Raw genomic sequence first — 12,836 nt, forward strand, 5'->3', positions numbered from 1 at the left:
TAAGGCTTAGTTATTGCGTTGTAGTGAGCACATTTTGGTAAACAAGCTTGACGGCTTGTATTGCTCGAATTTAGTAAGTTGCTTATCATCAGTCGCTGTAATCGTGAAACTGATTCTAGGAAAAATATGCGTCATTTAGTTTTATTCGCATTGGGTTTGATTAGCGCTCCCGCGTTAGCGCTCGTCAATGTTGATTTGTACCAAACCGAAGTTGTACTGGATCAGAGCATCGAGAGGCCTGACGCTCAAGCCCGTGTCGAGGGCATGAAAGAAGTGATCGTAAGAGCGTCTGGCGATCAAACGTCAACAAATAATACTGTAGTAAAAAAGGCACTTGGCCAAAGTGCACAATATTTATCGCAAATCAGTTATGGCCAGCAGGGTGAGCAGCAAACCCTGAAAATGGTCTTTAACTCTTCGCAAATTCAATCGCTACTTAATCAAGCTCAGTTAGCAACATGGCCAGCTGAGCGTGCTAACGTCTTAGTCTGGTTGATTGAAGAGGCGCAATCTGATCGCAGCATTGCGTGGCAATATTCAGATTCTGCCATTTTGACCAAAATGAAGAGTGAAGCGCAAAGTCGCGGCTTACCAATTACAGTGCCTGTGGGTGATTTTGCAGACGTAACGAGTGTCAACATCTCTGACCTATGGGGCGGTTTTGCACGACCTGTCGGTGAGGTTAGTGAACGTTACCCAGCGGATGCAGTTTTGGTGATTCGTGCTCGTGGCAATGATCTGCGTTGGACGCTTTACGATCAGAAACCAGCAACGATCGGTGTCACTCGTCAAGCGCCATATACTGGCTCGCAGCGCGGTGCTAACTCAGCAGAGCAGATGATCAATGAAATCAGTGACTACTACGCAAAAAACAGCGCGGTAGTGGTTGGTACTGAATCTTCTGAGTCGGTAAAAGTTCGTTTTACCTCACTTGATAATGCGACCGACTTTTTTGTCGTCGAACGTAAATTAAAACAGCTTAACTCTGTCGCTTCGGTAGAAATACTTGATATTCGTGGCACAGAAGTCACTTTTAATGTCCATCTGCTGAGTTCAAAAGAGTCATTTGAGCAAGCGGTAGCGAGGTTCGCTGAAACCACACCAATGCCAGCACAATACGATGACAAGCAAGTGGTTGAACCAGCGCTTATTGAAGAGCCTACCACAGTAATGACTGAGCCTTCGGAAGGTGCGATTATTGTTGATGAACCACAGCCGGTTGTTGAGCCTGAAGTTATCATGGGTGAACCGACATTAGTATTTGAATGGCAAAGTCGAAGCTATGCTCCAACGCAATCGCCTAAAGAGACGTCTCAAGAAACTTTGCAGGCTGAGCCAGAGTCTAGTGACTCTGAAGCCAATATAGAGTTCTAAACTAAATAGAATAAGGCCTAGCACTGCTAGGCCTTTCTTTTATCTGCTGTGATCATTTTCGCTATTCCCACGAAAACCGCCGCTGAATTTGTAAAATTGTCGTTTGGTTAAAGCGTAAACGATTGCCTGTGATCGTTTGTTGAAACGTATGCAACGCTATCTATTTGTTACACTTTCAATGAGTTAATAAGGTGATCGGTTCTACATAAATATGAAATACCGATGTCTGATGCTTAAGCTTAATTTAAACTATATCAAGTTTTGTCGCTTTCAGAGTACATAAAACAACCAACGCTAAGTTGGTGATTCATAACTGATAGTGGCAAAGTGGCAGTGGATAAAATTATTTCTAAAGGTATGACAATGAAGCAACGCCTTATGCTAAAAGCAGCACTGAGTGCAGCAATTCTTGCAACTCTTTCTGGCTGTGGTGAAGACGCGCAAGCGAACACTCCTGAACATGAATGGAACAAAGATACAACTTACAAGCTAACGGTTCTGCACACGAATGACCACCACGGTCGTTTCTGGCAAAACAAATACGGCGAGTATGGTATGGCTGCTCGTAAGACGCTTATCGATCAACTACGTACTGAAATCCGTGCTCAGGGTGGCAGCGTATTGCTTCTATCTGGTGGTGACATCAATACAGGCGTTCCAGAGTCAGACTTACAAGATGCTGAACCTGATTTTAAAGGTATGAGCAAAATTGGTTACGATGCAATGGCGCTAGGTAACCATGAATTCGATAACCCACTTGAAGTTCTATTAAAACAGAAAGAGTGGGCTAACTTCCCAATGCTTTCTGCAAACATCTACGATAAGAAAACGGGCGAACGTATGTTCCAGCCTTACGTGATGTTCAACAAACAAGGTATCAAGATTGCGGTTATCGGTCTGACAACGGAAGACACGCAAAAAATTGGTAACCCAGAATTCATCGGTGGCATTGATTTCCGCGATCCTAAAGAAGAAGCGAAAGCGCTGATTGCAGAACTTGAGAAAACTGAAAAACCAGATCTTATCTTCGCGGTTACTCACATGGGTCACTACGAAGATGGTAAACGAGGCGTAAACGCTCCGGGTGATGTGGCACTAGCTCGTTACCTAAACGAAGGTTCTCTAGACATGATCGTTGGTGGTCACTCGCAAGAGCCGGTATGTATGGAAGCGCCAAACGTAGTTAAGAAAAACTTCCAACCTTCTGACGAATGTAAGCCAGATCTTCAAAACGGTACTTACATCGTGCAAGCGCACGAGTGGGGCAAATACGTTGGTCGTGCTGATTACGAATTCCGTAACGGCGAGCTACAGATGGTAAGCTATGACCTGATCCCTGTTAACTTGAAGAAAAAAGTTAAGATCGATGGCGAGAAGAAACGTGTTCTTATTGAAGATGAAATCGCTGAAGATGCAGAAATGCTAGAGTTCTTGCGTCCATTCCAAGAGAAAGGCAAAGCTCAGCTAGACGTTAAGATTGCTGAAACAAACGGTAAACTGGAAGGTGACCGTAACGTTGTTCGTTTCCAACAAACTAACCTAGGTCGTCTTATTGCAGCGGCTCACATGGAGCGTGCAAAAGCTGACTTTGGTGTGATGAACTCTGGTGGTGTTCGTGCTTCTATTGAAGGTGGCGACGTAACGTACAAAGATGTACTGACCGTTCAGCCATTTGGTAACATCCTGACTTACACTGATATGACAGGCAAAGAAGTTCTGGATTACCTAAATGTTGTGGCGACTAAACCAATCGATTCAGGTGCATACGCACAATTTGCTGGCATCTCGATGAACGTTGAAAATGGTCAAGTATCAGATGTTAAGATTGGTGATAAAGCGTTAGATCCAGCGGCGACTTACCGCTTCACTGTGCCAAGCTTTAACGCGGCTGGTGGTGACGGTTACCCTAAACTGTCAGATCACCCAGGTTACGTGAACACTGGTTTTGTTGATGCTGAAGTATTGAAAGAATACTTAGAAGCAAACAGCCCAATCGACGTGAACGCGTTTGAATCAAAAGGCGAGATGGTTTACAAGTAAACCATTGACTCGAAAGAGCAGATAGCTTTTACTAAACGGCGCTTATACAGCGCCGTTTTTTTATGTTCACCAAGTAGGATAGTCCATTACGATGACCATATTGGTAGTGGCTTACCCTGATTGGTGTAAGGAACAATCATGACTCCAGCAATCAACGTTGCGAAAAAGGAAAAAATTTCCCACACCGTACATCAATATCAGCATGACCCAAGGGCAGAAAGCTTTGGCTTAGAAGCCGTTGAAGCACTAGGCCATGATCCAGACAAAGTGTTTAAAACTTTGTTGTTTTGTTTGAATGGCGAAGCAAAGAATTTAGCCGTCGCTGTGATTCCGGTAGAGCAAAAGCTTAATTTAAAACTCGCGGCTAAAGCGGCAAAAGCAAAGAAAGCTGAGATGGCCGATCCTGAAGTCGCGCAGAAAACGACGGGTTATGTGGTAGGTGGTATTAGCCCACTAGGTCAAAAGAAGGCATTACCGACTTTTATTCATACTAGTGCTAGCCAGTTAGAGACTATGTGTGTCAGCGCTGGTCGTCGAGGATTAGAAATCGAGTTAGCCCCTCAAGATTTAGCGACATTGACTCGTGGGCAGTTTATCGATTTATGCTTGTAGAATAAGCGTATTGATATAAAGAAGGCAGACGCTCAGTCTGCCTTCTTGGTTTACGGAACTTGGTTTTTGAAACTCAGATTATGGTAGCGGTACTACTGGTAAATCTGGCTGTTCAAATTTAAATGCGTATTCGCTCGTACCAATTTTAACCGTGTAGTTACTTGGGCCAGAGATTGGTAAGTAGTACACCATATCCAGAATGTAGCTTTCACCTGGGGCTAAGTTTGTCCATGTAGGTAGAGAGAATGCCACGCGGTGCATCACGCCATCTAAACCACCAATGTTGTTTGCTCTAGTATGACCAGAAGCGATCACTTTTAGACCTGCACCAGACTGATCTTTTGCGTTATCAGGTGACGATACCGGAATATCGAACTGGAACTCTGTGCCACCCGGTAGGGTAGAGGTCGTATTGTTGGTAAAGGTGATTTTTGGATTGATTGGGTAGTTTTGATCGCCGACTTTAAAGCCGCTGATATCCACGGTAATGTCGATAGCTTGTCCCGGCAATGCAGTGTGCGCCACTTTGTTACCGTAAGGTGTTGCTGACAAGAATTTATCGTAGATGGCTTTTGTCATGGTATTACCCATGTGGTATTCGCCATTGCCTGTTTTACATGCCGCTTCTGTTAGATCGATACCCGCGCGGTTACCGTTCGCATCAAATTGATAACAGTTGTAGTCCCCCGCTAATTCCCAGAACATGATACCGCCGATTTCGTTGTCGGCTACGTAGTCCGCTTTGATATTGATAGACGCTTTGTCTTCAATTGATAGGAATACGCTCTTCTCAACATTCCATAGCCATGGAGCTACCGCAATATCATCGTAGAAGCGTGCGTATGTACCTACTAACGCGTGCAATGGGTTATTGACAGGGTCTAAGCCATAAGCGGTGCTGTAACTGCCGTAAACACCGTTGGCAAGGTTAAGAGCATGCCACATTGGGTTTGAGCCAGCGCCCATTTCATTACCCGCCGCGTCTTTATCGTGCCATAAGTTGTCGATACCTAGAGCACCATTACCACACTTGTTCTTCTCACCTTCACCAGTACCCGGAGGACACTCAGCTTGATTTGGCAGTGGAGCACGACCCCATAGGCCATTTTCGCCACCAGTGACACCTTGCCAACCACGGGTATAGTAAGGCACACCAATGTTGATTCGACCAGCTGGCATAGAGCCGCGGAAGTATTTGTATGCCCAGTCGGTATTTAGGTAACCAATACCACCGTAAGCCGCTGTGTTGTACACGTTCCACATTGCTAGCTCTGAATCTTTACCTGTGTCATACAGCGCAGCATTGTGACCGACGTGCTCGTTCCATGCGCCGTGCAAGTCATAGGTCATGATGTTTACGTAGTCGAGATACTTGGTCACCGCCATGGTTTCCATGCCGCGTAATAGATACGCTGATGATGGTGCCGCGATGGTTAGCATGTAGTGATGACCATCTTGTTGGCTGGCAATATCGAGTTTCTCACGTAGGACACGCATTAATTCATGATAAGAAGCCATCAAGTATGGACGACGAGGTTCAGCGAACGCTTTATCGTCAGGGTTACCTGCTCCTGCCATGCTTGTTGGGTATTCATAGTCGATGTCCAAACCATCGAACTTATATTGACGCATCATAGCAACGGCTGAATCTGCAAAGGTCTGAATACCGGCGTGGTTGATAGAGCCGTCAGCATTGGTCGTCATGGTATAGAAACCACCATCAGCGATGCGAGTGCCATCTGGGCCAAAGTGACCGCCGGTTTCCGCCCAACCACCAATCGAGATCAGTGTTTTTACGCCATGTTTCGCTTTTGCAGTTGCTAGCGCGCCAAAGTGACCTTTGAATCCTAGAGCAGGATCAATCTCTACACCGGGCCATTCAAGGCCAACCGCTGGGTTAGTTGGATCTGTTACATCACCAACGTTAACCTTGCCGTCAGAGCCGATACTGACGAAAGCGTAGTTGATGTGGGTGAGCTGCTCCCAAGGGATATCATTGACTAAGTAAGATGTTTGAGGGTCATCGCCCGCGCGCCAACTGGTGAAGTAGCCAATCACGCGACGAGGGTGGTCTGCGCCCATCAATTCACGACCGTTTTCATCGTAGATAGTACAATAAGGCACATTAGTGCCAGGAGTCTGGAATAGGCCATCCGGACGACAACTTTGTACGATCGGACCATCATTGACTGAAACTAAAGAGGCTGCCGAATCGGTCGCAGCACCTTCATTGTCCGTTGCTCTTGCAACGAAACTGATAGTACCCGCTTGAGTCGGAGTGTAGCTCGCTTGGTATGGTGGAGCGGTTAGGGTTGCGATGACTACACCATTTGCTAGGAACTCAACTTGAGCGATTTGACCATCTTGGTCAGTGGCATTCGAACTGAGCACGACTGGGTCACCAAGGCTGATTGCATTCGCAGAGGTCGCGATGTCAACCTCAGGGGGGAGGTTTGAGCCAGTGCTCGAACAGCTATCCACAAAGCTCCACTCTTGATGTGGGCCTGAATGAGTCGCTGGGTTATTTCCTTGTGTCCACCAATTGGCTTGGTAGGCGTTATTGGCCTCTTGAACTTGAGAGCCAGAGGTATAAGCTTTAGCGCTATCCCATACTTCAATATTGGTACAGTCGATAGCGGCATTGACGTTGATGGCATATAAGCTAGCTGCACTACATGTCCCTAAAGTGAGTGCTTTCCTTAGCCAAGCCTTTGTAATTATGTGATTCATTGGTTCTTCCTTAATTTACAATTACTAAATTGCGTATGCAGTTGAACAACAAAACAACAGATTTTTTCTGTTGCAAAGCAACTATAGATTAAGGGCTAGGAGATGGCGGGAAGTGTTGTAAATTTACGTGCTACTTCGCATTGAACATGGCGTTTATGTAAGTAGCAAACAACTCATTTGCTGTTTTCATTCAAGTTTGTTTTTACCGATAAAAAACTTGGCATGAAACTTTTTGGGCTCGAAATCGCAAATAAATGCAGCGAAGATTGATTGATTGTGCTCTAATACCGCGCGACCCAGGGATGAGCGGCCATATCGTCGATCAATTAGACGAGCACAACAAGGTGTCCCTGAACCATTCTTAGGAATTAAACATGTCAAAAAGTAAAAAATTTGCCATCCGCTTAAGCGAAAAACGCAATGGCTGGTGTGCAGAAATTACTCGTCAAGTTACGTCACGCAAGACAGTAGTTTCAAAACGCGAAACAGGTTTTGAAACAGAACAAGAAGCGAATGCGTGGGCAGAAAAAGAGCTAGCAGGTTTTATCAAAAACCAAACTGAGCGTAATGCTCGTAAAGCGCAGCAGCGCAAAACTCGTTCTGCAGAGTAATAAAAAACCGCTCATCGAGCGGTTTTTTTGTATCTGTGGTTAGCGGGTTGATTACTTAGCGGAATTGTCCTGCTTCAGGTAAAAACTCAAACCCCGCAGTTGCGAGTTTCTTCTCTAAAGCATCACGGCTGATGTCAAAGAAGTTAACTAGTTTGTCTAAGTCGCCACCAAAATCGTCGCGCAGCTTCATGTTAACAATGCTCATCAACATGATTGGGTCCATAGTGTCGAAATTGGCCAAATTCATTACTTGTCCTCGAAGTCCGAAATAAGCAGGTTTGCTGCGGCAAAAGCGGCACGCTCACGTACTTGTTTTTCTAGACCTGTGTTGCTTGCGATTTCATTGAGAGCACGCACTGCACAAGAGATTGCTTGAGGAACGTAGGCTTGGTCGCCACTGCCAATTTGAGCGTAAAGCTCGCGAACTAAATCGCAACAATCGTAAACTTTCATGGGGTAAACTCGTGGTTAATGATAATTGCTCTCAATATACACATAGCGCTGTGTAGATTCAAAGCTGGAATTTGTTTTAAAACAATAATCCGTCGGTGCTGGTGGCTTTATGACCATTTGAGAATTTGAGCGAATCGCCAAACAAAAAAGGTGAGCCGCTGGGCCCACCTTTTGACATTGTTTGGATGCTATTAATCTTGAGCGTAACCGTGCATACCTAAAAGTTGCTCGTCTAAATAGGCTTTGCCATTACGCATCTCTAAACGGCCATCCACAAACCATTTTGCAACCATAGGGTAGATGCGATGCTCTTGGTTCTGCACTCTTTCTGTCAGCGTTTCGACCGTATCTTCATCAAAAATAGGCACTTTCGCTTGTAAGATTACAGGACCACCGTCAAGTTGCTCGGTGACGAAATGCACGCTAGTACCATGTTCTTCATCACCTGCGTGGATAGCTCGCTGGTAAGTGTTCAGACCCGGGTATTTTGGTAACAGAGAAGGGTGGATATTAATCATTCGTCCCATGTAGTGACGAACAAACTCACCACTCAAAATACGCATGTAGCCCGCAAGGATTATCAAATCAGGTTTGAATTCATCCATTTGTCGCATCAATTCATGGTCAAAAGCATCGCGAGTATCGAAGTCTTTAGGGTTTAGGGAAACACCCGCTGCACCTGCCTTTTTTGCGCGCTCAAGAGCGTAAGCTTCTGCTTTATTAGAGAATACAGCGGTTACGCGACCATTAGTGATATTAGTTTCACACGCATCAATAATTGCTTGCAGGTTGGTTCCGTTCCCCGAAACTAAAACAACGATACTCTTCATGCTTAATTGATCTCTACTTGTTCTTCGCCAGCTTGTGCCGGAGCAATGCTACCGATAACCCATGCATTTTCGCCTTCTTCTTGTAGTAGGGCGACAGCCGCGTCAGCTTGATCTTGTGGTAGAGCAACAACCAGACCCACACCACAGTTAAATGTACGATACATTTCGTGAGTAGTGACGTTGCCTTTTTCTTGTAGCCAGTTGAAGATCACTGGCCATTCCCAGCTGTTACCATCGATAATGGCTTTAGTCCCTTCAGGAAGCACGCGAGGAATGTTTTCCCAGAAGCCGCCACCTGTAATGTGAGAAATCGCGTGGATATCGTGCTTCTCAATCATTTTCAGTGCTGACTTGATGTAAATTTTAGTTGGCTCTAGAAGGTGCTCACCAATAGTGCGACCTGCTAGTTCTTCATTTTTATCAGCACCAGAAACTTCAAGAATCTTACGTACTAGTGAGTAGCCGTTTGAGTGAGGGCCACTTGAACCTACAGCGATAAGTGCGTCACCTGCGGCTACTTTAGTACCGTCGATAACGTCTTCTTTTTCTACTACGCCAACACAGAAACCCGCTACGTCGTAATCTTCGCCTTCGTACATACCCGGCATTTCAGCCGTTTCACCACCGATTAGCGCACAGCCCGCTTGAATACAACCTTCAGCAATACCAGAAACAACGTCTGCAGCCGTATCAACGTCTAATTTACCTGTTGCGTAGTAGTCTAGGAAAAACAGTGGTTCAGCACCTTGAACGATTAGGTCGTTTACACACATTGCCACAAGGTCGATACCGATAGTGTCATGTTTGTTCATATCCAACGCTAAACGTAGTTTTGTACCTACGCCGTCAGTACCAGAAACAAGAACAGGTTGTTTGTATTTTGTTGGCAGTTCACACAGTGCGCCAAAGCCACCAATACCACCCATTACTTCTGGGCGACGAGTACGCTTTACAGCACCTTTAATACGATCAACAAGTGCATTACCTGCATCAATATCAACGCCAGCATCTTTATAGCTTAGAGAAGTGTTATTGCCACTCACGGGAAGTCCTCGGATTAATAAGTTGGATATGAGAAATCGGCGCTATTCTAACAGTGGATAAACCGCAATAGCAAACGTTTGCGTGAGTTTTTTACTCGTGGAATCCTACAGCCATTTCGGTTTGAGGATTTGAGCCTTTGAGGGATTTAAAATAAGGGCTAACAGTTATCGATTTGAAAAACTGTGATTTATTGAAAAAATCAGTCGAAAAGGCTAATTATTGCCCTATTAAATCAAGAAATAGAGAACGAAATCGTTTATAATCTGACGGTTTATTTAAAATATGCCACATAAGCCGGAGATGGAAATGAAAGTTGTTGAAGTAAAACACCCTCTTGTAAAACACAAAATTGGTCTAATGAGAGAAGGTGATATCAGCACTAAGCGCTTCCGTGAGTTAGCTACTGAAGTAGGTAGCCTATTAACTTACGAAGCAACTGCAGACTTTGAAACTGAGAAAGTAACCATTGATGGCTGGAACGGTCCAGTAGAAGTAGACCAAATCAAAGGTAAAAAAGTAACAGTAGTGCCAATCCTACGTGCTGGCTTAGGCATGATGGATGGTGTACTAGAGCACATGCCAAGCGCACGTATCAGTGTTGTTGGTATTTACCGCGATGAAGAGACTCTTGAGCCAGTACCATACTTTAACAAACTTGCTTCAAACATCGATGAGCGTATCGCACTTGTCGTTGACCCAATGCTAGCAACGGGCGGTTCAATGATTGCAACCATCGATCTTCTTAAAGAGAAAGGTTGTCAGCACATTAAAGTGCTTGTGTTAGTTGCAGCACCTGAAGGTATCGAAGCACTAGAAAAAGCACACCCAGAGGTTGAGCTTTACACTGCGGCGATCGATGAGAAACTGAACGACAAAGGTTACATCGTTCCTGGTCTTGGTGATGCAGGCGATAAGATCTTCGGTACTAAATAGTATTGAAATGAATAAATAAAAAGGGAGCCAATGGCTCCCTTTTTTAATGCGTATGATCTTAGTGTTATTTCTTAAGACTTAGCGTTCCACCCACTCGTGGCTTATTGCCTTGATTGCTATTACCTTTTGATTGCCCTTGCTGGCTTTTAGGTTTGTGAAAAGGTTTGTTGGAACCGCTTTTCTCGTTGTTACGATCTTTATTGCGGTCGTTAAAACGATCGCTGTTACGACCTTTCTTCGAGTTTGGCGCATGACGGTATTCGTCTGCATTGCGGCCTTTAAAAGTACGTTGCTTTTGGTTGCGACGCGCGGTGGATTCTTGATTTTCTTCTCGGCTATCAAACAGCTTAGCGTCGGTCGCTTTACGAATTCGCTTACCAGATGCATCGGTTTTCGATGCTTCTTCAGTGCTGCTTGAACCTTCACACATCGCTAGGATTTCGTTGATCTCGTCATCTGAAAGGTAACGCCAACGGCCGTTAGGAATGCCATCTAAGCTGATGTTCATAATACGTACACGGCGAAGTTTAAAGACTTCATAGCCCAGAGCTTCACACATACGTCGGATTTGACGGTTTAAGCCTTGAGTTAGCACGATACGGAAAGAAAACTTAGTTTCTTTAGACACTTTACATGGTAGCGTGACCGTATCTAGGATCGGGACACCAGCACTCATCTTTTTTATGAAATCGTCGGTGATAGGCTTATCCACGCGGACAACATACTCTTTTTCGTGGTTGTTACCGGCGCGAAGGATCTTGTTTACGATGTCGCCATCGTTGGTTAGGAATATAAGGCCATCGGAAGGCTTGTCTAAGCGACCAATTGGAAAGATACGAGACTTGTGACCAATAAAGTCAACAATGTTACCCGGTATGTCGCGCTCTGTCGTACAGGTAATACCCGTTGGTTTGTTTAGCGCAATGTAAATTGGCTTCTCTTTTGATTTAACGGGTTTGCCATCAATGCAAACATCGTCGCCAGGCAATACTTTAGTGCCCATTTCTGGCACTTTTCCATTAATTGTTACACGGCCTTGATCGATGAGCTTATCGGCTTCGCGACGTGAGCAAAAACCGGTTTCGCTAATGTATTTGTTTAAGCGCTTTGCATTATCTTGTGTCATGATTTTCTCTTAACGTTTCCCAACGGCTTAGTTGAAATGGTGCCATTCTTGGCGCCATCGATATGTGGGCGAGGAGTGTAACAGCTCAATTCGACTTATACCAACCTCAATATAAAGGGAGAGTATCCCGCTACCATTCCCTAGCTCATGCGCTTTTGATGGCGTTCGCGGTTTTCCAGTTTCTTTTCGCTGCTTTTTCTTAGCATGACATAAACGGCGCCAGTACCGCCATGAAAACGCTGGGCGCTATGCACACATTGAACATCACGAATTTGTTGTAGCCACTGGGCTAAATAGCTTTTCATTAGTGCGGGTGGGTTAGAGCGTTCGCCGCGGCCATGAACGATGACGACGGTTCTAATATCCATCTGAATGCACTGTTTAAGAAACTGTACTACTTCATCGCGAGCTTGCTTGAGTGTCTTTCGATGTAAGTCTAGTCTCGCTTGGATGGGGTATTTTCCTAGTCTGAGTTTACGGTAGACCCCTTCTTGAACGCCATCACGTTTGAACTCGATGATGTCCTCCGGCTTAACCATTGGTGCATGGTCAATGGACAGGTACTCGGGGTCATCTTCAGTTAGCCAAATCGCGGCTTCTCGTTTGGCTATTTGAGCATCGCTGACTTGGTGCTGCTTTTTAAGTTCAGCGGTATCGTTGTGAATAGGCTTTACGTCGCCCATCATTTGCTGGAATAGAGCAAAATCGTCGTCTTGAGACATAACGGCATCTCATGAAGTGGATTCAATAGGCTAATTATACCGTTAGAGCAGTAGCAATGATCAATAAAAAACCGAAGTAGATAAGTTATCTACTTCGGTGCAAAGCGTAAGGCTGTTAAGCTATGCTAAGCGATCTAGTGAGGAGATTTGTCAATCATCACCTTGATATAGAAGAAATCGCCGAATCACAAAGTCAAAAGCGGATAGCAGATGATATTGCGCTAAGATCTGTGTTTGTGACTAAAGCATTACTCGACCCACACAGTCTCTTTATTTCCTCCAAAGTTCCGAAGACACTCCATAAGTTAATGATTGGATAAAAAATGACACTGATCTGGATCAATTGTGTTTTTTTGGTTAT

The 12,836-nt window shown here is 44.9% G+C and carries 11 protein-coding genes and 1 pseudogene; 5 read left to right on the forward strand and 7 right to left on the reverse strand.

The window, feature by feature from the left end; all coding sequences use genetic code 11:
• The first annotated feature begins 126 nt into the window (after window positions 1-126).
• From OH461_RS12680 to ybaK, 3 genes are all read left to right on the forward strand, one after another.
• Entirely contained in the window at window positions 127-1,374 is a 1,248-nt protein-coding gene (locus OH461_RS12680; RefSeq protein WP_270020980.1) for a DUF2066 domain-containing protein, read from the forward strand.
• Between the two features lie 363 nt (window positions 1,375-1,737).
• Entirely contained in the window at window positions 1,738-3,414 is a 1,677-nt protein-coding gene (gene ushA, locus OH461_RS12685; RefSeq protein WP_270020981.1) for a bifunctional UDP-sugar hydrolase/5'-nucleotidase UshA, read from the forward strand.
• Between the two features lie 138 nt (window positions 3,415-3,552).
• The gene (ybaK, locus tag OH461_RS12690; protein ID WP_270020982.1) at window positions 3,553-4,026 is read left to right on the forward strand and encodes a Cys-tRNA(Pro) deacylase; all 474 of its coding nucleotides are present in this window, start codon (window positions 3,553-3,555) and stop codon (window positions 4,024-4,026) included.
• A 78-nt stretch (window positions 4,027-4,104) separates the two neighbouring features.
• On the opposite strand, the gene OH461_RS12695 is transcribed toward ybaK, so the two are convergent.
• On the reverse strand, window positions 4,105-6,756 hold the full coding sequence (locus OH461_RS12695) for a chitinase C-terminal domain-containing protein (RefSeq protein ID WP_270020983.1): 2,652 nt from the start codon (window positions 6,754-6,756) through the stop codon (window positions 4,105-4,107).
• A gap of 374 nt (window positions 6,757-7,130) precedes the next feature.
• Between OH461_RS12695 and OH461_RS12700 the strand changes: the two are divergent.
• A pseudogene (locus OH461_RS12700) lies at window positions 7,131-7,364 on the forward strand (DUF3622 domain-containing protein); the annotation flags it as partial.
• 58 nt (window positions 7,365-7,422) lie between these two features.
• On the opposite strand, the gene OH461_RS12705 reads toward OH461_RS12700, so the two are convergent.
• From OH461_RS12705 to purM, 4 genes are all read right to left on the reverse strand, one after another.
• Window positions 7,423-7,614 carry a DUF4250 domain-containing protein gene (locus OH461_RS12705; protein ID WP_270020984.1) on the reverse strand — a complete coding sequence of 64 codons (192 nt, stop codon included), beginning with the start codon at window positions 7,612-7,614 and terminating at the stop codon, window positions 7,423-7,425.
• Window positions 7,614-7,820 (reverse strand): YaeP family protein, encoded by a 207-nt coding sequence (locus OH461_RS12710; RefSeq protein ID WP_260259620.1) that lies wholly within the window; start codon window positions 7,818-7,820, stop codon window positions 7,614-7,616. Before OH461_RS12710 ends, OH461_RS12705 begins: the two co-directional genes overlap by 1 nt.
• Window positions 7,821-8,011: 191 nt before the next feature.
• On the reverse strand, window positions 8,012-8,650 hold the full coding sequence (gene purN, locus OH461_RS12715; RefSeq protein WP_270020985.1) for a phosphoribosylglycinamide formyltransferase: 639 nt from the start codon (window positions 8,648-8,650) through the stop codon (window positions 8,012-8,014).
• 2 nt (window positions 8,651-8,652) lie between these two features.
• On the reverse strand, window positions 8,653-9,693 hold the full coding sequence (gene purM / locus OH461_RS12720; RefSeq protein ID WP_270020986.1) for a phosphoribosylformylglycinamidine cyclo-ligase: 1,041 nt from the start codon (window positions 9,691-9,693) through the stop codon (window positions 8,653-8,655).
• Window positions 9,694-10,000: 307 nt separating this feature from the next.
• Here purM and upp point away from each other — a divergent pair, with 307 nt between their 5' ends.
• The gene (gene upp, locus OH461_RS12725; protein WP_270020987.1) at window positions 10,001-10,627 is read left to right on the forward strand and encodes a uracil phosphoribosyltransferase; all 627 of its coding nucleotides are present in this window, start codon (window positions 10,001-10,003) and stop codon (window positions 10,625-10,627) included.
• 64 nt (window positions 10,628-10,691) lie between these two features.
• Here the strand turns inward: upp and rluF are convergent, their stop codons facing one another.
• Window positions 10,692-11,753, reverse strand: coding sequence for a 23S rRNA pseudouridine(2604) synthase RluF (rluF, locus tag OH461_RS12730; RefSeq protein WP_270020988.1), 1,062 nt, complete (start codon window positions 11,751-11,753; stop codon window positions 10,692-10,694).
• Between the two features lie 140 nt (window positions 11,754-11,893).
• A complete protein-coding gene (smrA, locus tag OH461_RS12735) occupies window positions 11,894-12,475 on the reverse strand; it encodes a DNA endonuclease SmrA (RefSeq protein WP_270020989.1) in 582 nt (193 codons plus the stop codon).
• Window positions 12,476-12,836: the final 361 nt, after the last annotated feature.

Origin of the sequence: Vibrio sp. LaRot3, from assembly GCF_027587025.1 — a bacterium.
Lineage (GTDB): Bacteria > Pseudomonadota > Gammaproteobacteria > Enterobacterales > Vibrionaceae > Vibrio.

What these genes read in the sequence shown, in the direction of transcription:
- OH461_RS12680 (WP_270020980.1), top strand. Translation starts at nt 127, where the DNA reads ATGCGTCATTTAGTTTTATTCGCATTGGGTTTGATTAGCGCTCCCGCG.
- ushA (WP_270020981.1), top strand. Translation starts at nt 1,738, where the DNA reads ATGAAGCAACGCCTTATGCTAAAAGCAGCACTGAGTGCAGCAATTCTT.
- ybaK (WP_270020982.1), top strand. Translation starts at nt 3,553, where the DNA reads ATGACTCCAGCAATCAACGTTGCGAAAAAGGAAAAAATTTCCCACACC.
- OH461_RS12695 (WP_270020983.1), bottom strand. Translation starts at nt 6,756, where the DNA reads ATGAATCACATAATTACAAAGGCTTGGCTAAGGAAAGCACTCACTTTA.
- OH461_RS12705 (WP_270020984.1), bottom strand. Translation starts at nt 7,614, where the DNA reads ATGAATTTGGCCAATTTCGACACTATGGACCCAATCATGTTGATGAGC.
- OH461_RS12710 (WP_260259620.1), bottom strand. Translation starts at nt 7,820, where the DNA reads ATGAAAGTTTACGATTGTTGCGATTTAGTTCGCGAGCTTTACGCTCAA.
- purN (WP_270020985.1), bottom strand. Translation starts at nt 8,650, where the DNA reads ATGAAGAGTATCGTTGTTTTAGTTTCGGGGAACGGAACCAACCTGCAA.
- upp (WP_270020987.1), top strand. Translation starts at nt 10,001, where the DNA reads ATGAAAGTTGTTGAAGTAAAACACCCTCTTGTAAAACACAAAATTGGT.
- rluF (WP_270020988.1), bottom strand. Translation starts at nt 11,753, where the DNA reads ATGACACAAGATAATGCAAAGCGCTTAAACAAATACATTAGCGAAACC.
- smrA (WP_270020989.1), bottom strand. Translation starts at nt 12,475, where the DNA reads ATGTCTCAAGACGACGATTTTGCTCTATTCCAGCAAATGATGGGCGAC.